This is a genomic window from Gloeocapsa sp. DLM2.Bin57, assembly GCA_007693955.1.
Classification (GTDB): Bacteria; Cyanobacteriota; Cyanobacteriia; order Cyanobacteriales; family Gloeocapsaceae; genus Gloeocapsa.
In genome coordinates, this window is record RECR01000060.1 from 1 (window position 1) to 25,353 (window position 25,353).

The 25,353-nt window shown below is 37.3% G+C and carries 30 protein-coding genes; 13 read left to right on the forward strand and 17 right to left on the reverse strand.

Features of this window, described 5'->3' with window-relative positions:
* The first annotated feature begins 163 nt into the window (after window positions 1-163).
* Genes EA365_06490 through EA365_06500 form a run of 3 tightly spaced genes read left to right on the forward strand, consistent with a single transcriptional unit; the run spans window position 164 to window position 2,317 of the window.
* Window positions 164-1,393 (forward strand): Hsp70 family protein, encoded by a 1,230-nt coding sequence (locus EA365_06490; GenBank protein ID TVQ45985.1) that lies wholly within the window; start codon window positions 164-166, stop codon window positions 1,391-1,393.
* Window positions 1,394-1,401: 8 nt separating this feature from the next.
* Window positions 1,402-1,851 carry a YbjN domain-containing protein gene (locus EA365_06495; protein TVQ45986.1) on the forward strand — a complete coding sequence of 150 codons (450 nt, stop codon included), beginning with the start codon at window positions 1,402-1,404 and terminating at the stop codon, window positions 1,849-1,851.
* A gap of 25 nt (window positions 1,852-1,876) precedes the next feature.
* Window positions 1,877-2,317 (forward strand): YbjN domain-containing protein, encoded by a 441-nt coding sequence (locus EA365_06500; protein TVQ45987.1) that lies wholly within the window; start codon window positions 1,877-1,879, stop codon window positions 2,315-2,317.
* Here EA365_06500 and EA365_06505 read toward each other — a convergent pair.
* On the reverse strand, window positions 2,296-3,012 hold the full coding sequence (locus EA365_06505; protein TVQ45988.1) for a hypothetical protein: 717 nt from the start codon (window positions 3,010-3,012) through the stop codon (window positions 2,296-2,298). The two genes, EA365_06500 and EA365_06505, sit on opposite strands and share 22 nt — an antisense overlap.
* A 4-nt stretch (window positions 3,013-3,016) precedes the next feature.
* The gene (locus EA365_06510; GenBank protein ID TVQ45989.1) at window positions 3,017-3,352 is read right to left on the reverse strand and encodes a hypothetical protein; all 336 of its coding nucleotides are present in this window, start codon (window positions 3,350-3,352) and stop codon (window positions 3,017-3,019) included.
* 30 nt (window positions 3,353-3,382) lie between these two features.
* Here EA365_06510 and EA365_06515 point away from each other — a divergent pair, with 30 nt between their 5' ends.
* From EA365_06515 to EA365_06525, 3 genes are read left to right on the forward strand one after another with little or no spacing between them, the layout of a single operon-like run.
* Window positions 3,383-4,270: a prohibitin family protein gene (locus EA365_06515; GenBank protein ID TVQ45990.1), complete on the forward strand. Its 888-nt coding sequence runs from the start codon at window positions 3,383-3,385 to the stop codon at window positions 4,268-4,270.
* Window positions 4,271-4,325: 55 nt separating this feature from the next.
* On the forward strand, window positions 4,326-5,378 hold the full coding sequence (locus EA365_06520; protein TVQ45991.1) for a TIGR00730 family Rossman fold protein: 1,053 nt from the start codon (window positions 4,326-4,328) through the stop codon (window positions 5,376-5,378).
* Between the two features lies 1 nt (window position 5,379).
* Entirely contained in the window at window positions 5,380-6,357 is a 978-nt protein-coding gene (locus EA365_06525) for a CHAD domain-containing protein (GenBank protein ID TVQ45992.1), read from the forward strand.
* Here the strand turns inward: EA365_06525 and EA365_06530 are convergent.
* From EA365_06530 to EA365_06540, 3 genes are read right to left on the reverse strand one after another with little or no spacing between them, the layout of a single operon-like run.
* Entirely contained in the window at window positions 6,354-6,941 is a 588-nt protein-coding gene (locus EA365_06530) for a hypothetical protein (protein TVQ45993.1), read from the reverse strand. The two genes, EA365_06525 and EA365_06530, sit on opposite strands and share 4 nt — an antisense overlap.
* Window positions 6,925-7,563, reverse strand: coding sequence for a UbiX family flavin prenyltransferase (locus EA365_06535; GenBank protein TVQ45994.1), 639 nt, complete (start codon window positions 7,561-7,563; stop codon window positions 6,925-6,927). Before EA365_06535 ends, EA365_06530 begins: the two co-directional genes overlap by 17 nt.
* Complete coding sequence (locus tag EA365_06540) at window positions 7,554-8,315, reverse strand: HEAT repeat domain-containing protein (protein TVQ45995.1); 762 nt, start codon at window positions 8,313-8,315, stop codon at window positions 7,554-7,556. The genes EA365_06535 and EA365_06540 overlap by 10 nt, the downstream gene beginning before the upstream one ends.
* A 130-nt stretch (window positions 8,316-8,445) precedes the next feature.
* Between EA365_06540 and crtH the strand changes: the two genes are divergently transcribed.
* The 7 genes from crtH (at window position 8,446) to EA365_06575 (ending at window position 15,137) form a co-directional block, all read left to right on the forward strand.
* A complete protein-coding gene (crtH, locus tag EA365_06545) occupies window positions 8,446-9,945 on the forward strand; it encodes a carotene isomerase (GenBank protein ID TVQ45996.1) in 1,500 nt (499 codons plus the stop codon).
* Window positions 9,942-10,502, forward strand: coding sequence for a 5-formyltetrahydrofolate cyclo-ligase (locus tag EA365_06550; GenBank protein TVQ45997.1), 561 nt, complete (start codon window positions 9,942-9,944; stop codon window positions 10,500-10,502). The genes crtH and EA365_06550 overlap by 4 nt, the downstream gene beginning before the upstream one ends.
* Before the next feature lie 71 nt (window positions 10,503-10,573).
* Window positions 10,574-11,725: a glycosyltransferase family 1 protein gene (locus EA365_06555; protein TVQ45998.1), complete on the forward strand. Its 1,152-nt coding sequence runs from the start codon at window positions 10,574-10,576 to the stop codon at window positions 11,723-11,725.
* A 2-nt stretch (window positions 11,726-11,727) separates the two neighbouring features.
* Complete coding sequence (locus tag EA365_06560; protein TVQ45999.1) at window positions 11,728-13,071, forward strand: ATPase; 1,344 nt, start codon at window positions 11,728-11,730, stop codon at window positions 13,069-13,071.
* 33 nt (window positions 13,072-13,104) lie between these two features.
* Window positions 13,105-13,803: a TrkA family potassium uptake protein gene (locus EA365_06565; GenBank protein TVQ46000.1), complete on the forward strand. Its 699-nt coding sequence runs from the start codon at window positions 13,105-13,107 to the stop codon at window positions 13,801-13,803.
* 76 nt (window positions 13,804-13,879) lie between these two features.
* On the forward strand, window positions 13,880-14,602 hold the full coding sequence (locus EA365_06570; protein ID TVQ46001.1) for a UMP kinase: 723 nt from the start codon (window positions 13,880-13,882) through the stop codon (window positions 14,600-14,602).
* Window positions 14,589-15,137: a ribosome recycling factor gene (locus EA365_06575; GenBank protein ID TVQ46002.1), complete on the forward strand. Its 549-nt coding sequence runs from the start codon at window positions 14,589-14,591 to the stop codon at window positions 15,135-15,137. Before EA365_06570 ends, EA365_06575 begins: the two co-directional genes overlap by 14 nt.
* A 29-nt stretch (window positions 15,138-15,166) precedes the next feature.
* On the opposite strand, the gene EA365_06580 is transcribed toward EA365_06575, so the two are convergent.
* The 12 genes from EA365_06580 to EA365_06635 all read right to left on the reverse strand — a co-directional run bounded on the left by EA365_06580 (window position 15,167) and on the right by EA365_06635 (window position 25,138).
* A complete protein-coding gene (locus EA365_06580; protein TVQ46011.1) occupies window positions 15,167-15,403 on the reverse strand; it encodes a DUF3493 domain-containing protein in 237 nt (78 codons plus the stop codon).
* 5 nt (window positions 15,404-15,408) lie between these two features.
* A complete protein-coding gene (locus tag EA365_06585; GenBank protein ID TVQ46003.1) occupies window positions 15,409-16,149 on the reverse strand; it encodes an FkbM family methyltransferase in 741 nt (246 codons plus the stop codon).
* Between the two features lie 61 nt (window positions 16,150-16,210).
* On the reverse strand, window positions 16,211-18,487 hold the full coding sequence (gene glgB / locus EA365_06590) for a 1,4-alpha-glucan branching enzyme (GenBank protein ID TVQ46012.1): 2,277 nt from the start codon (window positions 18,485-18,487) through the stop codon (window positions 16,211-16,213).
* A 95-nt stretch (window positions 18,488-18,582) separates the two neighbouring features.
* Window positions 18,583-18,864 carry a hypothetical protein gene (locus tag EA365_06595; GenBank protein TVQ46004.1) on the reverse strand — a complete coding sequence of 94 codons (282 nt, stop codon included), beginning with the start codon at window positions 18,862-18,864 and terminating at the stop codon, window positions 18,583-18,585.
* 46 nt (window positions 18,865-18,910) lie between these two features.
* Complete coding sequence (locus EA365_06600) at window positions 18,911-19,270, reverse strand: iron-sulfur cluster assembly accessory protein (GenBank protein TVQ46013.1); 360 nt, start codon at window positions 19,268-19,270, stop codon at window positions 18,911-18,913.
* Window positions 19,271-19,421: 151 nt separating this feature from the next.
* The gene (locus EA365_06605; GenBank protein ID TVQ46005.1) at window positions 19,422-20,165 is read right to left on the reverse strand and encodes a Uma2 family endonuclease; all 744 of its coding nucleotides are present in this window, start codon (window positions 20,163-20,165) and stop codon (window positions 19,422-19,424) included.
* A gap of 182 nt (window positions 20,166-20,347) precedes the next feature.
* Complete coding sequence (gene menD / locus EA365_06610) at window positions 20,348-22,081, reverse strand: 2-succinyl-5-enolpyruvyl-6-hydroxy-3-cyclohexene-1-carboxylic-acid synthase (GenBank protein ID TVQ46014.1); 1,734 nt, start codon at window positions 22,079-22,081, stop codon at window positions 20,348-20,350.
* On the reverse strand, window positions 22,075-22,623 hold the full coding sequence (locus tag EA365_06615) for a hypothetical protein (protein ID TVQ46006.1): 549 nt from the start codon (window positions 22,621-22,623) through the stop codon (window positions 22,075-22,077). The genes menD and EA365_06615 overlap by 7 nt, the downstream gene beginning before the upstream one ends.
* The gene (locus tag EA365_06620) at window positions 22,620-23,120 is read right to left on the reverse strand and encodes a hypothetical protein (GenBank protein TVQ46007.1); all 501 of its coding nucleotides are present in this window, start codon (window positions 23,118-23,120) and stop codon (window positions 22,620-22,622) included. The genes EA365_06615 and EA365_06620 overlap by 4 nt, the downstream gene beginning before the upstream one ends.
* Entirely contained in the window at window positions 23,107-23,508 is a 402-nt protein-coding gene (locus tag EA365_06625; protein ID TVQ46008.1) for a hypothetical protein, read from the reverse strand. The genes EA365_06620 and EA365_06625 overlap by 14 nt, the downstream gene beginning before the upstream one ends.
* 91 nt (window positions 23,509-23,599) lie before the next feature.
* Window positions 23,600-24,559 carry an apocytochrome f gene (locus EA365_06630; protein ID TVQ46009.1) on the reverse strand — a complete coding sequence of 320 codons (960 nt, stop codon included), beginning with the start codon at window positions 24,557-24,559 and terminating at the stop codon, window positions 23,600-23,602.
* Between the two features lie 36 nt (window positions 24,560-24,595).
* The gene (locus EA365_06635) at window positions 24,596-25,138 is read right to left on the reverse strand and encodes a cytochrome b6-f complex iron-sulfur subunit (GenBank protein TVQ46010.1); all 543 of its coding nucleotides are present in this window, start codon (window positions 25,136-25,138) and stop codon (window positions 24,596-24,598) included.
* Window positions 25,139-25,353: the final 215 nt, after the last annotated feature.

Genomic DNA, 25,353 nt, shown 5'->3' on the forward strand with positions numbered 1-25,353 from the left:
AGGATTAATATTTACCCAAAAGCCTCTTTCTACTTCAGAAGGGGGCTTTTGGTTTTTGATTAAGAATTTGTAATCATAACCTAAAAACTACTTTTATAATTGCTACAATAAAAAGTAAGCTCCCTTTTAGCTTAGTGCCCAAATCTCTAAGGAGCTAATTATTATGTATTTAGGCATTGACTTTGGTACTTGTTACTCAACCGCGGCTCTATTATTAGAGGCTAAGCTTACCCCAATTCCTGAGCCCTTTACCCAAGGATATACTTTCCCTTCTAGTGTTTTTATTACCGCAACAGGAGAAATTTTAGTAGGTCAAGAAGCGGAAAATAATCGACAAACCAACCTCCAAAGGTATAAAAGAGAGTTTAAGCGAGATCTCGGTACTCCTGAACCCTATATATTAGGTGAAATTTCTCTATTACCTGAAGAATTAGTAACAGAAATTATTAAAAAAATTAAGACTGAAGCAGAAAAAATAACTCAAGTAAAAGGTATTAAAAATCTTTATCAAGCTGTAATTACTGTTCCCGCTACCTATAATAAATATCAACGTAAATTAATGGAACAAGCAGCACACCAAGCAGGTTTTACCGAGATTAAATTATTAGAAGAACCTATAGCAGCAGCAACTTATTATTTTCATAATACTCAAATTAAGCAGGAAGATATTATCTTGGTTTATGACTTAGGAGGTGGAACATTTGACGCAACTTTACTCCAGAAAAAAAAGACTGGCTATAAAATTTTAGGCATACCTAAAAGTCTAAATTATTGCGGCGTTCTAAACTTTGATAACCTAATTTTTGACTACCTTAAAGATAATTGTAGTCAACAACTTAGGGAATATCTAGAATCCCAAAATACCAATATCATTAGTTTATGTCAACAGCTTAAACATCAATTAAGCGAAAATCAAGAAGGAACAATTAATCTACAAATAGGTTTAGAAGAAGCAGAAACATTCTCACTTACTCGAAAACAATTTGAGGAAATGCTCGACCCGATAATTACTGAAAGTGTAGATTGTTGCGAACAATTAGTTAAAAATGCTGGTTTAAATTGGTCAAGAATTAACCACATTTTAATAGTTGGATCAAGTTCGTTGATTCCTAATCTGAAAAGACTTTTAGAATTAAGACTAGAACACGATATTGTTACGGTTGATAATTTAGATTTTGTCGTATCATTCGGAGCAGCAATATTTGGTCAAACAGCAATTAATAGTCAAACAACTTACTACAATTGGCAAACTGACTTAACTAGAGATATTCAAACAAAGTTTAATAGCCAAAACAAAAGTAAGCGATCGCTCCCTATTCCAGCAAAACAAAACCAACCTCAATATAACATCTCACTAGCAACAGAAATCCAAAAATTATTCGATAAGGAGTAAAAACGATTATGACTACAGTTAAACCTTTTGATCATAGTGTCATCGAAACCTATTTATTAGAACAAGACCTAAATTATCTTAAAGATAGAGATGGAGATTTTCAAGTTAGGTTTAATTATGATGAGGATTTGGGTTGTGCTTTAACGATTTGGTTTATTCTCACCAATTCAATTTATCGAGTCCAAGCTGTCACAGATAAACCTATTCCCCGAGAAGATTGGGGGAAAGCTGTGATGTTATGCAACACCTGGAATCAACAAAAAAGATGGCCCAAAGCTTACCTCAATATTAAAGATCCCGAAACGGATCAAAATGGCTTTATTGTTTTAGAAGAACATATCGATTTAGAAGAAGGAATTCACCAAGAATTATTCAATGATTGGACTAGAACAGTAATTTCTGCAGCTTCTGGTTTTTGGATATGGGCAAATAAAGAACAAGGATTATTTGATAATTAAGAATAATTAAGAGGAAAAACAGATTATGGCTACTGTAGAAACTTTTGATCGCAGCATGATCAAAAACTATTTAGAAGAAAAAGATCTTAACTATTTTGAAGATCGAGATGGAGACTTTATCGTCAGATTTAATTATGATGAAGACTGGGGTTGTGCTTTAGATATTTGGTTTATTGTCAATAATTCAGTTTATAAAGTGCAAATCAATTCTAGTAAACCCATTCCCCGAGAAGCTTGGGGTAAAACAATGATGTTATGCAATACTTGGCATCAACAAAGAAGATGGCCCAGAGCATATCTATATATCGAAAATCCCGAAACAGATGAAAATGGCTTTATCGTCTTAAACGGTAATATCGATTTAGAAAAAGGAATTCACCAAGAATTACTTGACGATTGGACAGGAACTCTCATTTCTGCGGGTTTTGGTTTCTGGAAATGGGCTCACCAAGAACAAGGATTATAAGATGAATTGTTAACTAACTCAGTTAATGTAACCACTTGATAACCCAATTTATGCAAATAAGGTAGTAAGAGAGAGAGTGTACCTATGGTATTTTTGGCTCGGAGTTCTGTCCCTCCATGGAGCACAAAAATTGCTCCAGGAAAGATAAACTGACTTAAATATTTAAAGGTAAATGGGGGAGAATTAGTAGCTGAAAATGTATCTAGAGGAAGGTCTGAAGCTAAAGCAAATTTAGGGATATAATCATATTCTTGAGACATATTGTGCAAGGTAACTAACATACTAGGATTATAGCGACCACGAGCAGGTCTAAACCATTTTACAGGAGTTTGAGTATATTTTTGTAGGGTTTGATGAGCTTGGATTATTTCTTGTTTAAATTCTGTTGATGTTAATTGATAATGTGAGCGATCATAAACCCCGTGATTACCTATTTCGTGTCCTTGGGCTAGAATATTAGTAATTAGCTGTTGAGGATTTTGTAAATAACTAGTTGTTATAAAAAAGGTTGCTTTAACTAACTGTTGAGACTCTTGATTATACTCTTTGAGCTTATCAATAATTAATTGAGTAGAATTATCGCCAACATCATCGATAGTTAAAGCGATAAGAGGTTTTTTCGTCTCAACAAAAAAGATGGATTCAGGGAATTTTTCGGCAACTATTCTCAGTAAATGTTGAGTAAAAGCACTCATAAATCTATTTTACTTCAGTTAAATAAGTATCTAAATCCTCTATTAGTCTAGTTAACTCAGCTTCCGTAGTCAAGCGAATTTTTTCATCTCTCAGGGTAAGTAGCACTTTAGCAGCAAATGGGCTAGAATAAATATTAGGATTACAGAAAATCTCTAGAAAAACCTCACCCGTATAACGATACTCCATAGGGGGAGAGGCAGTAGGTTTAGTCTTTTGACTAGCATTGGTTTTCAGGATTTGCATTAATTGGTTAATTTCAGTTTTAAGTTTTTCAGCCGCTTCGGGAGGAAAATTAAATACTAAAGAACCTTGAGAAATATTAAGACGTAGTTGAGTCATATTATTAAAGTAAATTAATTTTTTCTAATCATGAAAAATCTTAACACAACTCAAATCGCTAAGCTCGTTATTCTAGTGATAGGGGGTATGGTCGCTTTAGGATTTGTAAGAAAAACCCTAATTACTATCCCCGCGGGTACAGTAGGAGTCAAAGAAACCTTTGGTAAAGTTGCCGAGACTCCCTTAAATCCTGGATTACATTTGGTTAATCCTCTGAGTAAAGTAGTTCGATTTTCTACACGCCTAGAAGATATTAAAGAAACCGTAGAAGCTACATCACAAGAAGGTCTAAGTATCCAATTAGACGTTAGTTTACAATATCGGGCTAATCCTAGCAAAATAGCTGAAATATATCAAAATATCGGGACAGATGAAGAAGAAATCATTATATCTCGTTTTCGCTCCTTGGTGAGAGAAGTCACCGCAGCATATTCTTTAAACTCCATTTACGGTGATAAAAGACAGGAAGTAGCCAATCTCTTAAGAGAACGTTTAACCACTAGTTTACAACCCCTTGGCTTTGAGGTAGAAGAAGTCTTACTCAGAAAAGTAATTTTACCTAGCAACGTCCAAGAAGCTATAGAAGCCAAAATTACCGCAGAACAAAAAAGTTTACAACAACAGTTTGAAATCCAACAACAAAGACAACAAATAGAATTTGACCTAGAAAAAGCTAGATCCACCGCAGAGAGGGAAAAAATCGAAGCCCAAGCTAGAGCAGAGAGAGAAAAAATAGCCGCAGAAGCTACAGCAGAAGCGCAAAAAAAACTAGCCGAAGGGTTAACCCCAGCGATTCTCCAACTAAAAACTATCGAAGCTACTCAAAGTTTAGCTCAATCAAGCAACACTAAAATAATTATCCTCGGTGACGGAAATCAACAATTACCACAGATATTTTTCCCTTTTCCGAATCAATAACAATTTAATTGGGATCTGTTTTAACTTATAATGTAGGAGTTATTGAAGAGAGATCATGACTCTAACACCATCTCTAAACCAAGATTTACAAGCACTCGTTAACCAGTTGTCCTCCCATAAACATGGTAAATGGATTGAACGAGCATTAGCCGTACTGTTAAGAATATCAGAAGAAGAAATCGATCGCCTCGATTGGAAAATTATCGCTACCTCTCTAGAAGATCTAGAACATGGTTTTGGGACATTCTATCAGTATCGTCATATTCGTAAGGTAACAATTTTTGGTTCAGCCCGCATCAGTGCAGAAACGCAAGAATATCGCTTAGCGGTAGAGTTCGCCCGTCGCATTACTGAATTAGGCTTTATGATTCTCACAGGAGGAGGTGGAGGAATCATGCAAGCAGGAAATGAAGGCGCCGGGAGAGACCAATCTTTTGGCTTAAATATTAACCTACCCTTTGAACAAGAAGCTAATCCCTATATAGTTAATGATCCCAAATTAATTAACTTTAAGTACTTTTTTACCCGCAAACTGTTTTTTCTCAGAGAAAGTGACGCGATCGCCCTATTTCCTGGCGGTTTTGGCACTCAAGACGAAGCTTTTGAAACCCTTACCCTCTGTCAAACGGGAAAATATGGACCAGTTCCCCTAGTTTTAGTAGATGAACCAGGGGGAAACTATTGGGAACTATGGGACAACTATATACGTAACCTGATAACTAGAGGTCTAATTAGTCCTGAAGATACCAATCTCTATAGTATAACCGATAATATAGAAGAAGCCTGTAAAATAATTGCTAACTTCTATAGCGTTTATCATTCTAGTCGATACGTCAATGATTTATTCGTGATGCGTCTCAATACAGAACTCAGTGACGAACAAATTGAGCTATTAAATCAACAATTTAATGATATTCTAGTCAAAGGAAGAATAGAAAAAAGCGAAGCTCTACCCTCGGAAAAGGGACACGAAACCCAAGATTTACCACGGATAGTATTGTATTTTAACCAAAAAGACCTAGGACGTCTCTATCAAATGATTAAGCAAATTAATCAATGGGGAGAAGAAAGTAAAGAGGATTTGCATTTACATCCAGAAAGAAAATAACATGATTCAACTAACTATATTAACAGCCACAACCTTCGGGGATTGGGCTTATTTAGCCATTAATAAACACTTTGAAAAAGTACTTAAACACGAAAGTGCAGTAATCAAAGACGAAGATCCCGAAGAATTACACCAAATGCGCGTCGGAGTAAGACGTTTAAGAAGCGCGATCGCAGGATTTGCCCCCGCTTTATCTCTACCCAAGGGAGCGCAGGATAAAAACCTGGGTAAAATTGGTCGTATCCTGGGAGTGTTAAGAGATTTAGACGTTTTAAGAGAAACTCTTACTCAGAAATACTTACCTCAATTACCAGAAACAGAACAACTAGTCTTAACTCAAAGTTTGAAAACACTAGAAAAACGACGTCATAAAGCCTTAAAAAAAGTTAGAAAATTAGTGGAGGACAACTTATATCACAATTTCAAGCGAGACTTAGAACTATGGTTAGCCCAGCCACAATATCAACCCATAGCGGAGATAGATATTTATTTAATTTTAGCTGATTTACTCTTACCAGAAGTTAGCAGACTCCTACTCCATCCAGGTTGGTTAGTGGGAATCAGATTTGACGGTAATCAAGTTATCTTTACAGAAAATAGGGAACAGATACTCTATTTACAAGCAGAAACCCTCCACGATTTACGCAAAGAAGCCAAAAGAACTCGTTATTTGCTAGAATTATTCACACATTTTTACGGTGAGCAATATCAATCCTATCTGCAAGACATCAAATCTATTCAAGACATTTTAGGAGAAGTTCAAGACAGCTTTGTTTTAGGAGAATTTCTCACAGGTGCTTTAAAATTAGACTGGAGAAAAGAAATACCCACACTAGTAGAATTAATCACTGTTAATCGTGAAAAAAAATATCAAGCTTGGGGAGAATTACAACAAAAATTTCTCAGTCTAGAAGTGCGCAAAGATTTCCACGCTAGTATAGAACAACCTCTAGTCAATCTAGAAGAAAATCACCTCTAAATCCATTCCTCATCCTCCTCATCCTCCTCATCCTCCTCGTTTTGAGGTGAAGGGGGGATATTCTCCTGATAAGGTGGAGTAATAATCCGATAGGGAGCATCATAAATCTGATCCGTGGTATTTTTCTTTTGTTGTGGTGTGGCTTTGACATAACTATAGGAATAGGTTGTATTCACAGGAGTTTCTTCTGGAGGTGGTGGAGTTGGGGTAACTGGTTGTTCTGGTGGAGACTCAGGAGGTTTAAGATTATCCCAAGGCTCAGAATTTTTGGCTTCACTACCCCAGTCTTCCTCTGGTTGTGCTTGTGATTCTCGGGGAATATTTTTAACTGCTTCTTTGACAGGAGTTTTCGGTTTAACTTTTTCTGGTTTGGAATTCCTAGGAAAAGAGCCTAAAGACTGTAATAAAATACTAGTAAATACTCCTGCTAAAGTAAATAAAATTAGCCACACAGCTAAAGCTAGTTCAGGAGTGCGATAAAATCCAAACATCGTTAAAGATATGGGTTGTTGATTTTGCAGCCATAATAAAACTATGCTGCCCACGATTAATCCTAGAATCAATAATCTAACTATCTGGTTCATGATTATTACCTTCCCAACGCTTCAAGGGAACACAATCTATACCCAACTGATCTAAACTACGAGCTACCACAAAATCAACTAAATCCTCTATAGTTTCGGGATGATGATACCAAGCCGGAATAGCCGGGACGATTCTTGCTCCTGCTTCAGCTAAACTAGTAAGATTGCGCAGATGAATTAAACTAAAAGGAGTCTCACGAGGTACTACTACTAATTTACGACCTTCTTTAAGTTGTACATCCGCAGCTCTTTCAATCAAATCTGTACTTAAACCTGCTGCAATTTTAGCTACAGTACTCATGCTGCATGGTATGATAACCATCCCCATAGTAGTAAAAGAACCACTAGCTATGCTAGCCCCCACATTAGTACTGCGATGACAAATTAGTTTACCTTTATACTCTACTCCTGTTTGTTGACGCCAAAATTCTACTTGTAAATCAGGCTCAGAGGGTAAGCGAGTTTGATACTCATCTTGCCAGACTAAATAAGCGGCTTTAGAGGCTACTAAGTCAACACTATAATTAGCTTCTAGGAGATATTTAAGGGTTCTGACAGCGTAGATTAACCCAGACGCTCCCGTTACACCGACAATCAAGGGTTTAGTTAAGGTTAAATCCATCCTTCCTGCTCTAATTCTTCAATCATTTTTAAACCACGAGGATCACCTACTTTTAAAAGAGCTGTTTTAGCGTCTTCTTTAACCCCTAAATCAGGATCTTCTGCTAAAGCTTCAATTAAAGCGTCGATCGCCGTAGCATAAACCACATTAGCTGGAAGTTCTCGGGCTAATTGCCCTACAGCCCAAGCACAATTACTGCGCACTGGTGCTACTAAATCTCCTCTGAGGGCTTCAACTAAAGGGGGTATCGCTGTGACTACGCTTTCATATTCGAGTTGAGCAATTTCTACTAAACTGCTAGCCGCCCATAGTCTCACTGCGGAAATATCGGTTTTTAAGGCTTTGATTAAGGGTTTTAAAGCTCGTGAATCTAGATTATTACCTAATGCCCAAACTACCCCTTTACGTACATAACCATTCCAATCTCGTTGTAAAAGCTTAATTAAAGGCTCTACCGCATCTGGGCTAGTATTACGTCCTAATCCATAAACAGCACTTACTCTAGTTAAGGGGCAAGTATCTTCTAAGAGATTAATTAATAATGGTATGGCTCTTTCATCTTTAATCTCACAAAAAGCTCTAGCCGCAATGATTCTCTGTTGAGATTGAGAATTTTGCAGCAACAACAACATTTCCTCTGGATCAGGAGGAGGTGGAGCTTCTGACTCGAACTCCTCCAATGAATCCAGGGGACTATCTAGGTTGTCGATGGTGTCTAGCACCCTTGGGTCTTCTTGGTTCATATCTATCATAATAACTGTTAGAGACTATTTTTGTGCAAAAGATAAAAATTCTCAGTTAGGAGCTTGGGAGAGCCGAAGTTAAGGTTACTCCGAGCCAACTATAATAGATTATTAAGGATTAATAGCAGTATCATTGTTTATGACCACAAACGAGTACGACGTTATCATTATCGGTTCGGGAATAGGGGGATTAGTTACCGCTACGCAACTAGTAGCTAAAGGTGCAAAAGTCTTAGTCTTAGAAAGCTATCTTATTCCTGGAGGTAGTTCAGGTTACTTCGAGAGAGAAGGCTATCGCTTTGACGTAGGAGCCTCGATGATTTTTGGTTTTGGTCAAAAAGGAACAACTAACCTGTTAACCCGTGCTCTAGAGGCTGTAAACGTTGAATTAGAAACAATTCCTGACCCAGTCCAAATCCATTATCATCTCCCCTACGACTTAGAACTAAAAGTTCATCGAGACTATGAAAAATTTTTACAAGAAATCTCTAGTCACTTTCCCCACGAAAAAGAGGGGATCAGAAAGTTTTATGACGAATGTTGGCGAGTATTTAACTGTTTAAACTCTATTCCCCTATTATCTCTAGAAGAGCCGCGTTATCTGACTAGGGTATTTTTCCAAAATCCTGCAGCTTGTTTAGGATTAGTTAAATATCTTCCTCTAAACACAGGAGATGTGGCACGTCGTTATATCAGAGACCCCCAATTATTGAAATTTATCGATATGGAGTGTTACTGTTGGTCAGTAGTACCAGCTCAACAAACACCGATGATTAACGCGGGGATGGTATTTTCAGACAGACATTATGGGGGTATTAATTACCCTAAAGGAGGAGTAGGCAAAATCGCCAAAAAACTAGCAGAAGGATTAGAAAATTATGGTGGAGAAATTAAATATCAAGCCAGAGTAACAGATATTTTAACTACAGGGAAAAAAGCGATCGGGGTACGTACCGCTACAGGAAAAGAATATTACGCCAAACGGATAGTTTCTAATTGTACTCGTTGGGATACTTTCTCTAAGTTATTACCATCAGAAATGATACCCCCATCAGAGCAACGCTGGCAAAAACGTTATCAAAAATCCCCTAGTTTCCTAAGCTTACATCTAGGGGTAAAAGCAGAAGTTCTACCACCAGGTACAGAATGTCATCATATCCTCTTAGAAGACTGGGAAAATATGGAGGCTGAATGTGGTACTATTTTTGTATCTATTCCTACTCTCTTAGATCCTGATTTAGCCCCTAGTGGTTACCATATTATCCATAGTTTTACGCCAAGTTGGCTCGAGCAGTGGCAAAATCTCAGCCCCAAAGCATATGAGCAGAAAAAAGAAGCCCAAGCTAATGCTATCATCGATCGCCTAGAAAAAATCTTCCCAGGATTAATCGCAGGATTAGATTATCAGGAAGTAGGAACACCACGCACTCACCGACGCTTTTTAGGGAGACAAGATGGAACTTATGGTCCTATTCCTCGTGGTAAAACTTTTGGTTTGTTAGGAATGCCTTTTAATAAAACAGCTATTCCTGGATTATACTGCGTTGGTGACAGCACTTTTCCAGGTCAAGGTTTAAATGCTGTGGCTTTTTCGGGGATGAGTTGTGGTCATCGTATCGCCGTTGATTTAGGTTTATGACAATAACTAAAGCTAGTTTACGTAAACAATTATTACGACAAAGGCGATCGCTAGAACCAGAATTATGGCGTAATTATAGCGATCGCCTCTGTAGCAATTTACAAAACTCTTCCATCTTTCAACAAGCAGAGACTATATTAGGTTATTTTAGTATTAATCAAGAACCTGATTTAAGTCCTCTATTTACTCAAAAAACTTGGGGGTTTCCTCGTTGTCTAGGAGACTCCCTCCATTGGTATTATTGGCAACCAACAGAGGTTTTAATTAAGGGTAGTTATGGTATTCCCGAACCCTCCCTAGACGCGTCGAGAGTTTCTCCTGATCAAGTAGATTTAATACTTGTACCTGCAGTAGCTTGTGATGCTCAAGGTTACCGTTTAGGTTATGGAGGAGGTTTTTACGATCGCCTTTTCCAACAAACCCAATGGTCAAAAATAACGGCGATCGCCATTGTGTTTGATTTTGCTTATTTACCTAGTCTCCCAAGAGACTCTTGGGATAAACAACTTCAGGGTATTTGTACAGAATCTAGGGTGTACTTGCAAACCAGGTTATGATCAAAAAACACTTTTTTCCAACCAAAATGATTTATATTACTCTATTAATGAGTCGATAAGCGAATATTTGCATGCACATTGCCTGGCTAGGAAAAAAATCTCCCTTTTGTGGTAACGTAACTTATAGTCGAGAGGTCACTAATGCTTTACTAGATCGCGGTAATCGCGTTAGCTTCCTTCATTTTGCCTCAGAAGAGTCAGAAAAAGACGATTTACCTCATCACTCCGAAGTATTATTACCATTTCTCTATAAATCACAAATTTATACTATTCCTAGTTTTCATTCTAGTAAAGTGTTAATGCGATCGCTTAAGGAATTGCAACCAGATTTAGTTCATGCTTCCTTGACTCTATCACCTTTAGATTTTCTCCTACCAGAAATCTGTCAGGAATTAAATTTACCTCTAATCGCTACCTTCCATCCCGCTTTTGATGGGAATAAATTGCGTAACCTACAAGCTAGTACTCAGTTTTTTACATATCAACTCTATGCACCTTTTTTAGCACATTATGACCGAGTCATCGTTTTCTCTCACATCCAGAAAGATTTATTATTAAAAATGGGTCTCAAACCCGAACAGTTGGTAGTTATCCCCAATGGTGTAGATACCAATAAGTATTCTCCTGGTGTCTCCCATTTGAAACAAAAATACCAGGCTAAACACTTGTTTATCTATCAGGGAAGAATAGCGATCGAAAAAAACCTGGAAGCTTTACTCAAAGCGTGGAAATACTGTAACCTAGGTGAAGATTGTCAACTATTGATTGTAGGTGATGGTCCATTAGCTCCCGCTTTAAAGTTATCATATGGCAAAACAGAAGGTATAATCTGGTTAGGTTTTATTGCTGATGAACAAGAAAGGATCAATCTTCTTCGAGGAGTTGATGTCTTTATTCTTCCTTCTTTAGTAGAGGGTTTATCCTTATCTTTGTTAGAAGCTATGTCTTGTGGTGTAGCGACTATTGCTACAAATGCGGGAGCTGATGGAGAAGTTCTCGAAGGTGGAGCAGGAATCGTTTTAGAAACCAAAGGTGTTACTACCCAATTAAAAACCCTCCTTCCTATTTTACGAGATCAACCCGAATTTACCCAAACTTTAGGACAAAAAGCACGTCAAAGAGTTTTAGAGCGTTATACTCTAGAAGATAATATTACCAAGTTAGAATTACTCTATCAAGATGTTTTAAAATCAGGAAAAAATAACTTTAGCCATTTAAAGTAATTATGACTATTCCTCGTACTATTTGTTTAGGTTTTTTAGTAGTTATTTTGGTAGGAACTTTGTTGTTATTATTACCAATTTCTACTAGTTCGGGAACATGGAATAACCCTATCACTGCTTTATTTACAGCAACTTCTGCTGTTTGTGTAACTGGATTAATAGTGGTAGATACAGGTAGTTATTATTCATTTTGGGGTCATTTAATTATTATCTTACTAATCCAAATAGGAGGATTAGGTTATATGACTACCACGACTTTTTTGTTACTGTTATTGAGACGTCGTTGTGATTTAAGACAAAAAATGGCTTTAGGGGAATCCTTTGACAGACCATTTTTACAGGGAAGTAATAACTTATTAGTATCTATTATTGCCACAACCATGATTTTTGAGTTAACAGGAGCAATCTTGATGATATTTGCTTTTCGCCAAGATTATCCACTCAGAGAAGCTTTATGGTTGTCTATTTTTCATAGTGTTAGCGCTTGGAATAATGCGGGATTTAGTCTATTTGCTGATAGTTTAACTGGTTATCAATCTTCAATTTTGATTAATCTAATGATTTCTATCTTAGTAATTTTTGGAGGAATTGGTTATCAAGTAATTATTGAGATGTATGTCTGGTTTTTTAATCAGTTTCATAATAAAGATAAAGCCAGATTCACCTTTTCTCTAAATTTTAAGGTAGTTACGAGTACAACAATATTTTTACTCTTAATGGGAACGGTGGGATTTTTACTATCTGAGTATAATGATCCTAATACCCTAGGAATGCTATCTTTTCCCAATCAGTTAATAGCTGCGTGGTTTCAATCCATGACCACAAGAACAGCTGGTTTTAATTCCATAGATATTGGTAAAATGACTACAGCAGGACTGTTTTTAACCATGGCTTTGATGTTTGTAGGTGCTAGTCCTAGTGGTACAGGTGGGGGATTGAAGACAACTACTTTGAGGTTAATTTTTAACGCTACTCGTTCCGTCTTACGAGGACAAGAAGAGGTAATAATGTATCGTCGAGAAATACCCTATTCTCTAATCTTAAAAGCTTTAGCAGTATTTTTTGGCTCAATGATTACGGTGACTTTTACTACTCTGATTATTGCTTTAATAGAAAATCATTCTCATATTGGCTTTATCCACATTTTGTTTGAATCTATCTCAGCTTTTGCTACAGTAGGGCTATCTATGGGGATCACAGGGGAACTTTCTCAATTATCTCAACTAGTTTTAATTTTAACTATGTATATAGGTCGAGTAGGGGTTATACTTTTTATGGCAGCTATTCTGGGTGAGTCTCGTCAGAACGTCATCCAATATCCGCCAGAAAATTTACTCGTAGGTTAAAACTACTTAACCATTGAGTCGCAAGAGGTAGATGTGGATTTTAACTCTCTGAAATTGTTCAATCATTTACGCGGAAGTAGTCGTAAACAATTCGCGGTTATCGGTTTAGGTCGTTTTGGTAAAGCTGTTTGTCAAACTTTATACAAACTAGGTTACGATGTTTTGGGTACAGATATCAATGAGAAAAGAGTAGCAGATGCTCTCAATCAAAGAATAGCCTCAAGTGCTATTGAATTGGATTCAACAGATCCTGTCGCTTTAAAACAAGCGGGAATTTTTGAGTTTGATACGGTAATCATTGCCATTGGTAATTATATCCAAGAAAGCATCGTAACCACTCTTAATGTTAAAGAAGCAGGGGTAGAATGTGTGGTAGCTAAAGCTTCTACAGAAATTCACGGCAAGTTGTTGAAAAAAGTAGGAGCTGATTTAGTCGTCTTTCCTGAATTTGACGCAGGTAAAGAATTAGCTCATAGTTTGACTAAACCTGCGATTTTAGAGCGTTTTGAGTTAGATCCCGAACATAGTATCGTAGAAGTTATTGTCCCACAAGAATTTAACGGTAAAACCTTACAAGAGTTAGAGTTTCGCAGACGTTATGGATTGAGTGTTTTAGCCATTGGTAATGGGGAAAAATTTATTGTTAATCCAACCCCTGATCAACGTCTCTATCAAGGCTCAGCAATGGTGGTAATTGGCTCAAATAAGTCTATTGAAAAGTTACCTATTTGAGTTATTTTTTTACAAAATACCCTGAAAAGTGTAAACTCAAGCTGAAACTAATTAAACTAAATAATAGGCTCTAAAAATGAATTACCACCGAGTTCTTTTGAAACTAAGCGGTGAAGCCCTTATGGGTGACTTGGGTTACGGGATAGATCCCGAAATAGTAGCAGGAATTGCCGAAGAAATCGCCGAAGTAGTTGCTAACGGTATCCAGTTAGTGGTAGTAGTAGGTGGAGGTAATATCTTTCGGGGGATGAGAGCTGCAGCTAAAGGAATGGATCGCGCTACGGCTGATTATATCGGAATGATCGCTACAGTCATGAATGCTATGACTCTACAGGATGCTCTAGAACGTATAAACGTACCCACTAGAGTTCAAACAGCGATCGCCATGCAGGAAGTCGCCGAACCCTATATCAGACGTCGCGCTATTCGACACCTAGATAAAGGTAGGGTAGTGATTTTTGGTGCTGGCTCTGGTAATCCCTTTTTTACTACTGACACTACTGCGGCTTTAAGAGCAGCGGAAGTAAACGCAGAAGTAATTTTTAAAGCCACTAAAGTAGATGGAGTCTATGACAGCGATCCTATCGTTAATCCTAATGCTCACCGCTATCAGTCTTTAACCTATGGATACGTGTTAACTCACGAGTTAGGTGTAATGGATAGCACAGCGATCGCTCTGTGTAAAGAAAATAATATACCAATCGTTGTTTTTAATCTCTCGGTTCGAGGTAATATCCTACGAGCTGCAAAAGGAGAGCCAGTAGGTACTATTGTAGGAGGTTCATGTGAAGTTATCTGACCTTAAAAACCAGATGCAAAAGACGATTGAGTCAACTCAACGTTCTTTTAATACTATTCGTACAGGTAGAGCTAATGCTTCTTTGTTAGATAAAATTATGGTAGATTATTACGGAGCTGAAACACCTTTAAAAGCTCTAGCTAATATCACTACTCCTGACTCTACCACAATTTTGATTCAACCTTACGATCGCGGTGGTTTAAGTGTGATTGAAAAAGCGATTTCTCTGTCTGATGTAGGTTTAACCCCTAATAACGATGGTCAAGTAATTCGTCTGAATATTCCCCCTTTAACCACAGAAAGACGTAAGGAATTAGTTAAATTAGCGGGAAAATACGCCGAAGAGGGTAAAGTCGCTATTCGCAACATTCGACGAGATGGTGTTGACGCTGTGCGTAAACAGGAAAAAAATCATGATCTTTCTGAGGATGAGTCCAAAGATTTACAAGAGCAAATTCAAAAAATAACTAATGAATACATCTCTAAAATCGATGAGCTTCTAAGCATCAAGGAAAAAGATATCACTACCGTCTAGGTTAATAAGCCCCTATTTGGGGCTTTTATTTACTTTTCTAAACGATATAACCAAACCATTAGCGCGACTAACCCAACTTGTAGAGCAAAATTAGGTAAAGTCTCACCAATTTCTCGCCCCGCAATTAGTTTAGTGAAAAAAATCAAAGCACCTAGTAAACCGGAAACCCCAAAGCTAAAATAGACAAACTTTCTTAACCCTTTATAGGGAGTTTTTAACTCAGCTTTGAGACGTTTGTATTTATCTGGATCAAGAGAATTAGACATAAAAATTATTGCCATAGTTGTAAATTTTTACCCTTTTCCCAACGCTTAAATAATGCGTTTGCATAATCAATGGCGTTACCTCCACCCCAATAGGGATAACAATCATAAAGAGCAATCAAATTGAAATCATACTTTTGTAAAAGATGATATATATCAATAAATTGAGTATGCTGAGTATCTTCAGGGCGAAAAGTGACTTCAATAAAGATATATAATATTTTACCATCTTGTAAACTGGATTTTGCACCTTCGAGAACTTTAAGTTCAAATCCTTCGGTATCAATTTTAAGTAAATCAATTTGAGTAATTGCTTGTTCCCTTTCTAAGAGAAAATTATCTAAAGTGATTATTTCAATTGTTTCTAAAGATCCCGTTCTACACTTGTTATTAATTGAATTTGAGCCAGATGTTCCTTCGGCTAAAATTTCTTCTTGACCATTATTTGCTCCTAACGCTAAATTAAAACAAAAAATCTGAGATAATAATTTAGTATTTTGCTGTAATTGAGCAAAACTTGCTTTAACTGGTTCAAAAGAATAGATATCAGCTTCATTAAAGATTTGGCGATATTTTAAGGTTGTTTGTCCTTTATTTGCACCTATATCAAAAATCGTCTTAATCTTTAAATCAGGAGAAATTCTGTTAATATCCTGTTGTAGATTCCAACCAAAAGGTAGATCACTATTGCGACAAATAGTATATCCACATTGTTTAAGTAACTTTTTGAGAATTTTACTAAAACTCATCTTATCTTAGTGTATTTAAAAGAAAGTTGGGTTGAGAGCAAAACAACCCAATCTTTACTATTTACTTTTGATCGCTAGTATCCAATTTGAGTACCAACACTCCTAAAGGAGGTAAACACAAATCTAGAGACTGAGGATAATTATGAAATGACCATTCATCTGTCCACTTACCCCCTAGATTACCCATATTACTACCTCCATATTCTTTAGCATCACTATTGAATAACTCTGTGTAGAATCCTGCTACTGGTACACCTACACGATAATGACTATGGGGTTGAGGAGTAAAGTTACAAACCACCACCACAAAATCATCAGAATCTTTGTCGCGACGGATAAAAGATACCACACTATGACGATTATCACTACAATCGATCCATTGGAAACCTTCTTTAACAAAATCACCTGTATATAAAGCAGGTTGACTCTTATATAAACGATTGAGACTAGCGAAAAACTCTTTTAACTGTTGGTGAGGAGTATATTGCAATAAATGCCATTCTAAATCACCCCAGACATTCCACTCACTCCATTGGGCGAATTCCATACTCATAAACATGGTTTTCTTACCTGGGTGAGTAAACATATAGCTAAACAAACAACGAACATTAGCAAATTTTTGCCATTCATCCCCAGGCATTTTGCCAATCATGTTACTCTTACCATGTACAATCTCGTCATGAGAAAGAGCTAACATATAGTTTTCGCTATGGTTATACCACATACTAAAGGTAATATTGTTTTGATGGAATTGGCGAAACCAAGGGTCCATGCTAAAGTAATCTAGCATATCGTGCATCCAACCCATATTCCATTTCAGGTTAAAACCTAAACCACCTACATAAGTGGGCCAAGAAACCATGGGCCAAGCGGTTGACTCTTCAGCTATAGAGACGATTCCAGGGAAATAACTAAAAATCAGGTTATTAACTTGTCTGAGGAAGTCAGCAGCTTCGAGGTTTTCTCTACCACCGTATTGATTAGTAACCCATTCACCATGTTTACGTTGATAGTCTAGGTACAACATAGAGGCAACTGCATCCACTCTAATTCCATCGATATGATATTTATCAAACCAAAAAAGAGCATTAGCGACTAAAAAGTTACGTACCTCGTTACGTCCATAGTTGAATACCAAAGTCCCCCACTCTTTATGCTCCCCTTTGCGTGAGTCTGCGTATTCGTAAAGGTGAGTCCCATCAAAAAAGGCTAACCCGTGACCATCTTTAGGAAAATGACCAGGTACCCAATCTACGATCACACCGATTCCTTGTTGATGACATTGATCCACAAAGTACATAAAATCTTCAGGGTTACCATAACGAGATGTTGAGGCATAATAACCAGTAACTTGATAACCCCAAGAACCATCATAGGGATGTTCTGCTATGGGGAGTAATTCTATATGAGTGTAGCCAAGTTCTTTGACGTAGGGAATTAGTTTTTCGGCTAGTTCGTAATAACTCAGAAAACGCGCATCTGGTTTTAAATCAGCCACAATGACAGGTTCACTTTCTCCACTTAATAACTTGGTTTTTTCAGCGGAAGAAGCGTGTAACCATGACCCTAGATGTAATTCATACACTGAGATAGGTTGGGTTAAAGGATCATTATGACGTCTTGTTTCCATCCAGTCTTGGTCATTCCATTTATAGCTATCTAAGTCAACCACAATTGAGGCTGTTTTAGGACGTACTTCTTGAGCAAAACCATAGGGATCTGATTTTTCGTAAATATGACCTTCGTAGTTTTTAATTTCGTATTTGTAACACTCACCTATAACTAGATTAGGAATAAATAATTCCCAAATACCATTACCTCTTTTACGCATTTGGTGTTCTCTACCATCCCAACTATTAAAATCCCCTAGGATAGATACGTTACGCGCATTAGGCGCCCAAACAGCGAAGTAAACCCCTTTTACTCCTCCTATTTCCATAAGGTGGGCCCCTAGTTTTTCGTAGATTCTATGGTGATTCCCTTCAGCAAATAAATGTATATCAAAATCGGTTAATTTGGCTGAGCTAAACGCGTATGGATCATATGTTACTCTTTCATGCTCTCCTTGCTTAATTCTAATCTGATAATTATTTAGTTCCTGAGTGTGAATCACACATTCAAAAAATTGGGGATGATGTACCGCAGTCATCGGGTATTCTTTACGTAACTCGGGACAGACAACAAAAGCAGTCTCAGCTTTGGGAAGATAAGCTCTTACTACCCAACTTTTGACTTGACCGTTTTCTTCTAGAGGATGACTACCTAATATTTCAAAGGGATCTTGATGCAAGTTGTTGACAATTTGCGCAACCTGTTCATAAGTAACTGTAGGAGACATTAAACCACCGTTTATCACAAGAGTATAAAATATTTTGACTTTTCTTGATGATTATTATACAGTCCTTGTCTAGTCATTCCCTAAAAGTTCCCTAATTATAATGGTGTAAAAATGCGTAAAAACTTGAGTAATTCTAGTAAAAATACTTGATGTCTGATTTCGGGGTCTAAATTGGGGGGAAATCTACTCTGACTGATTTGGTTTCGTAATTCTACATATTCTGTTAAAGTGACTGGCTCACCATCTATTGGCGATCGCCCTTCTAAGACTATTTCTGTCCTTAAGACTTCTTCGGGTATATCCTCTGGATCTGGTAGAGATAATGCGCTTTGAGTTGTGTTTAACCCTAGGATAATCGTAATAATTATATATTTCATAGAATGCTGTAGAGGCGCTATAAAAGCGCCTCGATACTAACAAGATTTAAACACCAAAAGACTTACCACAACCACAGGTTTGAGCTGCGTTAGGATTAGTAAATTGGAAACCTCCACCAATGAGAGCGTTACTATAATCTAGCACTAGTCCATAGAGATAAAGAAGACTTTTAGGATCACAAATTATTTTAAACCCTTCGTAATCAAAGACTTTGTCATTTTCGCGAACTTGACTGAGATCTTCAAAATCCATCATATAGGACATTCCCGAGCAACCACCTTGACGCACACCTACACGCAAGCAGAGGTCGTGATTACCTTGTTGTTCTTTTAACATTAATAGATGTTTGAGAGCGTTTTCTGAGAGTTGAATACCTGATTGTTGAGCTTGAGTTGTTTGTGTCATAACTTCTTGCATCTTAGGTTTATCTCTAGTTTAGTTCATTTTCCCATTGACATTCTCCCGCGTCGAAATTTATACCTGGTTTGGGCAGCGATCGCAGTTTAACTCTAAGACCTATCAGAAAAGCGTTCGCACTTTTGAAGCAGATAAAAATTTACATTTCCTCGAATTCAATTCCTAATTCTTTTAATTTAGCTGCTAATTTATCGGCGCGTTGTTTTTCCTGTTCAGCGCGTTCATCCCCATTTAAGAGTAAATTACCTTGACTATCCCACCAACGCAACCAGGGTAAATCCACATTTTGATACATTCCTTGCCAAATTCCCAATTCTACCCCCATTTCTGGCATAGGGTAATGTCCTCTTTCATTGGGACTTACTAACTGATAACTATTTGCTACTGATTGATATACTTCCACACTTGCCGATTCTACCTCATAAATAGCATAATAACCGGCGTGAATAATCTGTTCATAAAGCCAAAATTTCCCTCGCCAAGGGGTTTTATCTCTTTCTTCACTACCATCCCCTGAGACAAATTCGATCACAATCAGAGGGGAGACCATCTCTTGCCACATAACATAAGAACGACGCAGTTTTCCGTCTAAACTAGGGGGAACATTGGGAACATAAAACCAGTCTGGTGCTACTACACCTCGGTTAACAGGTTCAGTAAGTCGCCAATAAATACCACTATCTTGACCAATACAATAATAACGGTCTGGATGTATTTTTTGCAGAATCGGGTTGATAGTTTCGGTAAGTAAGATACTCTGAGGGTGTTCTTGAAAATTTTTCACAAAGTTATCATCATTATCAGGTAATTGAGTGTGATCTGGTAAAGTGGTAATTTGAGGAGGAATAAGAGAAGGGGTTTCTCTTAAAGGTTGAGTGACCATAATCTGATTTAAAAGTACTATTGTTTTTATGATATACAAATTGAGTTTGAAATTAGCGAAAATATGGTTTAGTAATCCTAGCCACTAGTAATATTAATGAGATAGAGACAATTTCTTTAGAGACAAAAACACTTGAGAAAGAGTATTATAAAGTATAGCAAATTCTCCTCAGCAATAAAATTTTAAAGGGTGCTATTACCGAAAATATCAGTTTCTAACAACTCAGACTTAACTCTTAAAGCTAACCAAAGACTATCTAAAAAGCGATCGCAGTTTAATTCTAAAACACGAATACCTTCACAGGGAAGGGGATTTAATAAGTTAATAAACTCTGACCAACTAGTAATCAAATGGTGTTGAACTTGATAGGTTTGACATAAAGTCCCAAAATCTATAGCTTGGGGAGTAGCGAAAAATTCTGCAAAATAATCGGTAAATTGAGCAATAGGTAAGTGATTAAAAATACCTCCTCCTTGATTATTAATCAGTACAATGGTTAAATGACCTTTAAATTTATTGCTAAATAAAAAACCATTGGTATCGTGTAATAAGGCTAAATCTCCTGTGAGTAAAATAGCACTTTGTTGACCATAAGCCATCCCTAAAGCGGTACTTAAAGTACCATCGATACCATTAGCACCACGGTTAAAATAGGGTATAATTTCTCTATCTCCTGGTTTCCAGAAGAATTCCGCATAACGAACAGACATACTGCTAGCTAGGAAAATGGGGGTTTTTGGTGGTAAGTGTTGAGATAGTAACCAAGATGCTTTACCTTCAAAAAATCCCTGTTCACTAGCTAAACTGTTATCTAGATATTCTCTAGCTTTCTTTTCATTATTACACCATAATTGTCTATAAGCAGAGTCAGATTTTACTGTTGTTGGTATGGATAATTCCGTAATCTCCCCTGAAAGATAAATAGTCTTACCATGGAGAGGATCGAAATTTTCACCACTGCTACTGATTATCCAGCGCGTAGCTGCTGTTTGAGTTAACCATTGACGTAAGATTTTACTAGTAGGAAGTTCTCCTAATTGAATAACTAGCTTAGGGGTGAGTTTTTGGGCTAAATCGGGGGAACGTAAGAGAAAATCATAGGTAGAAATTAAATAGGGGTTAATCCCTGCATAATTGCGTAAAGGTGATAAAGCTTCTGCTAAAACTACCCAACCTAAACAACGAGATAAACGAGCGATCGCCTGACAATATCCTTGGGGGTTAGAAGGTGTCGCTAAACCTGCGATAATGATTCCTTCTTCACAATTCAGCCAATCTGAGGGGAGAGAAAATGTTCTCGGGGGTAATTGTTGATCACCTGAGAGATTCTGCCAAAAATCCGCGGGTAATTCTGGGGAACTATTTAGACTTACAGGGGTTAAAGGTTCACGAAATGGACAATTGAGATGAACTACTCCAGGAGTAGGTAACAGACAACGTCGCCAAGCTTGTACCAGAGTTTCTCGTAGATAACTATATAAGAATAAATCGGCTTGGGGGATGGCTAATTCTGTTTGCCAATTGGGATAATTACTATATAATCTAACTTGGTCGATAGTTTGACCTGCATGACAATCTTGTAACTCTTTAGGGCGATCGGCGGTTAAGACTAATAGGGGTACTTGACTATACTTAGCTTCGATAATAGCGGGATAAAAATTAGCTCCTGCTGTTCCTGAAGTACATATTAATGCTACGGGTATTTGTTGGCGTTTAGCCATTCCTAAAGCCAAAAAAGCCGCGGAACGTTCGTCAAGCACTACAAGTGTTTCTATACTTTTATCCCTAGCTAAAGCCAGAGTCAAAGGGGTGGAACGAGATCCAGGACTAATTACAGCGATTTTTAGCCCTAATTTACTCAGGGTTGTCACCATAATTGTTGCCCAATGGTGGTTAAGATTGTCAGGAGTTAACATAAAATCTTGGTGATTAATTGAATAATCCGTTGCCATTGTTGGGTAGCTGCGTTTACTCCTTGAGAATGTAGGCTGAGAATTATGTCTCGTTGGGGATGGTTAAGAAGGGTTTGATTATACCTGTTGGTGATATTGCCTTCTAATTCTAGGATGGTTTGAGCGTAAATAGCCTGATTTTGGTCTAAAATATGTTTGTTTATGCCTAATTGACGTAATTTAGCTACAAATCTCGGTTTTTCCTCGAATAGGGGGGAGTTAACTAATTCTTCGGGCCCGGGAAGTTCTCTGATTCGGGTGACTAGAGAGTATTCTACAGCTAATTGTTGACGTAGTTGAAGATAGCAATCGCTTAAACTGTTAGAAATTCCCTGTTGTTGAAGAAGGGATGGCGATAACTGATAAATTTCCTGATATATTTGCCAAGGGTGAAAAGATTCCACAGGAATTGTTTCTACAACCATAGTTTTGATTTCTAAAGTTGTTACCTCTAGCAAACTTTCAGCTAATTTATTACTTCTAACTAGAGAATTATCTTGACTCACTGATTATTTTGCCAATCCTCATCTTCTTCCATCCAATCTCCCCAATCCTCGTTATCAGATTCCTCTTTATTGACTACCTCAATAGTTTCTACCTCGTTGAGAAATTCTGACCATTCTTCCTGTTTAGCTGGTGTTTCAGCTGGTAAAACTTCTATATCTGGATTTAATGCTGGAGTTGGGCTGATATTTTCTCCTTGAGAAAGAAACTCAGAGAGATAGTACCAATTTTTGACATATTCCCTAAGTAATTCTGGGGCTAGATTAACTTGCTCATAATGAAATTTTTCTACTAAATTATGTTGAGGATAACTTAAAAAAGCCTGGTCAATTTGATTATTGATTTTTCCTTCCACTACATTGATTGAGGTTTCTAGCTGTATTTCCTCCCCAATATTAGTAGTAATCCTTACAGCAAAACTTTGACTTAAAAGTATTAAAAAAGCCTCTTTTAATCTTCCTGTTTTAACCGCGATTTTAAATTCTTCAGTCACTGTCATGATTAGAATTATCCTTAGATGGTAAACTCTTAGGGCTATTTTCTGGTAATTCTGGAGATTGAGACTCAGAAACTTCCTCTAAAAACCCTAACATTGTTTGAAAACTTTTGAGATTATTAAAGATAATTTCTTGTCCTTGTTTAACTTGCTCAAAATGTAATTTACATAGTTCTGGATTAGCGAGAATATCCTTACTAATTGAGTTAGTAATTTCACCTTCTACTAAATTAACTTCGGTACTAATATAAGTATCAGATTCTGTCGCTGTCAAATCATTAACTACAGAAGTAGTCACTGTTAATTCTATGGATTCACTTAAAGCTAAAATCAGTGCTTCTCTGAATTTTCCCGCTTTAATTTTATCTTTAAACTCTTGAGAAATCGTCATAATTAATTAACCCAATAAATAAAGCCAAGAATTAGAGGTTCAACTTTATTTTACCCTAATCCTTGACTTATGAACTTGTTCAAGACAAAAGCTAGAAATTCATTTCTGCTGCTTGAACTTTTTCTACTTGTTTCTTCTTGAGTACTAGCATAATTTGTGCTAGCATAATTCCTCCCAAAAAGAGAATTAACCCGAGAACACGATTAGGACTTTGTAAGACTATTTCTGTATCTTTTTGACCAAATCCACCGACGTTAGGATTATTGGTGAGAGCTTGACCCGCTGTAATCTCTTGTCCTTCGCTAACTACTAAGTCTAAACCTGCGGGGATTTTGTTAACTACAGATGTATCTTCTGTATTGATGGTAACTTCATAACCACCAGCTGCTTGAGCAGTAATCGCACTGATTGTACCAGTTGCAGAGGCGTTGTAAACCGTATTATTACTAGCTTCACCTGTAGGATAAAGTTGACCACGTCCACGATTAGCACCTAGATGAACAGCGTATTTACCAAACTTAATATTTTTATCCTGGGAGGGGTCAGGAGAAAGTACAGGGAAGACGATTTCTTGATATTGTTCACCAGGTAAAGGTCCAACGAGGACAACGTTTTCTTGGTCTTCGCGATAGGGTTGGAAATAGACGCCACCGACTTTTTCTTGTAATTCTTCAGGAATGCGATCGGGAGGAGCGATTTTAAAGCCTTCTGGTAACATTAAGACAGCTCCTACGTTTAAACCACCTTTTGAACCATCACCGAGTACCTGCTGAGTGTTTAAATCGTAGGGAATTTTTACCACAGCTTCAAAGACACTGTTAGGAAGTACTGATTGAGGTATTTCTACTTCTGCTGGTTTAGCTGCTAAATGACAGTTAGCACAGACAATTCTTCCTGTAGCTTCTCTAGGGGTTTCTGGTGCGGTTTGTTGCGCCCAAAATGGGTAAGCATGGGCTGCATTAGGTAGGATGACATCGGAGGTAAATAATAGAGCAATGGTGAGAAGCAGGGTTAAAACTACTCTACGACTCATTGCGAGAAGATCAGACATTTTCATTGTTGCTTAAATTACCTTAGTAATGTGGTTTTAAGCCCACCAGGGAGCTTCATTGGTACGAAAATCGGTATCTGTCCAATTGGTAAAGACTACTTTATCATCTTCGGTAACTTCAGCATTGACTAAAGCTAGGGATAAAGGCGCCGGTCCTCTGACTACTTTACCAGTTGCATCATATTGTGATCCGTGACAAGGACAGATAAATTTATCTTCGCTAGCGTTCCAAGGTACAACACAACCTAAGTGGGTACATACTGCGTTGAGAGCGTAATTAGAGAGGGTTTTGTCTTCTTTAACTACTAAATAGGTGGGGTCTCCTTTTAAACCTTGGGCTAAAACGCGATCGCCTGGGTTATGAGTAGCTAGAAAATTACTGACAATCACGTCATCACCTAGAGCATCTTTAGCGGTTACACCACCACCTGCTCCACCGCTAGAAGGAGGAATAAAATATTTAACCACTGGATAGAGTGCGCCTAAAGCTACTCCTGTTACCGTTCCAAAGGTTAATAAGTTCATGAATTGGCGACGCCCCATATCGGGAACATCTGAAGCACCAGAAAGTTGAGCCATAACTAAACCTGTAATTTTATAGTTTTGTTAATCTTTTTCAGACCCAGCTAAGCCTAAAAGATATAGAGCATGGTTATTTTAACATCTTTTCGCTGAGCTTTAATATATCTTAACAAAAAAAAAGCCCCCCTGAGTTAGGAGAGCATTTTTTTATTATTATTTAAACTTAACCTTTGATTGCAGGAGCGCTTTCGCTGCTAGCTAAATCTAAGGGG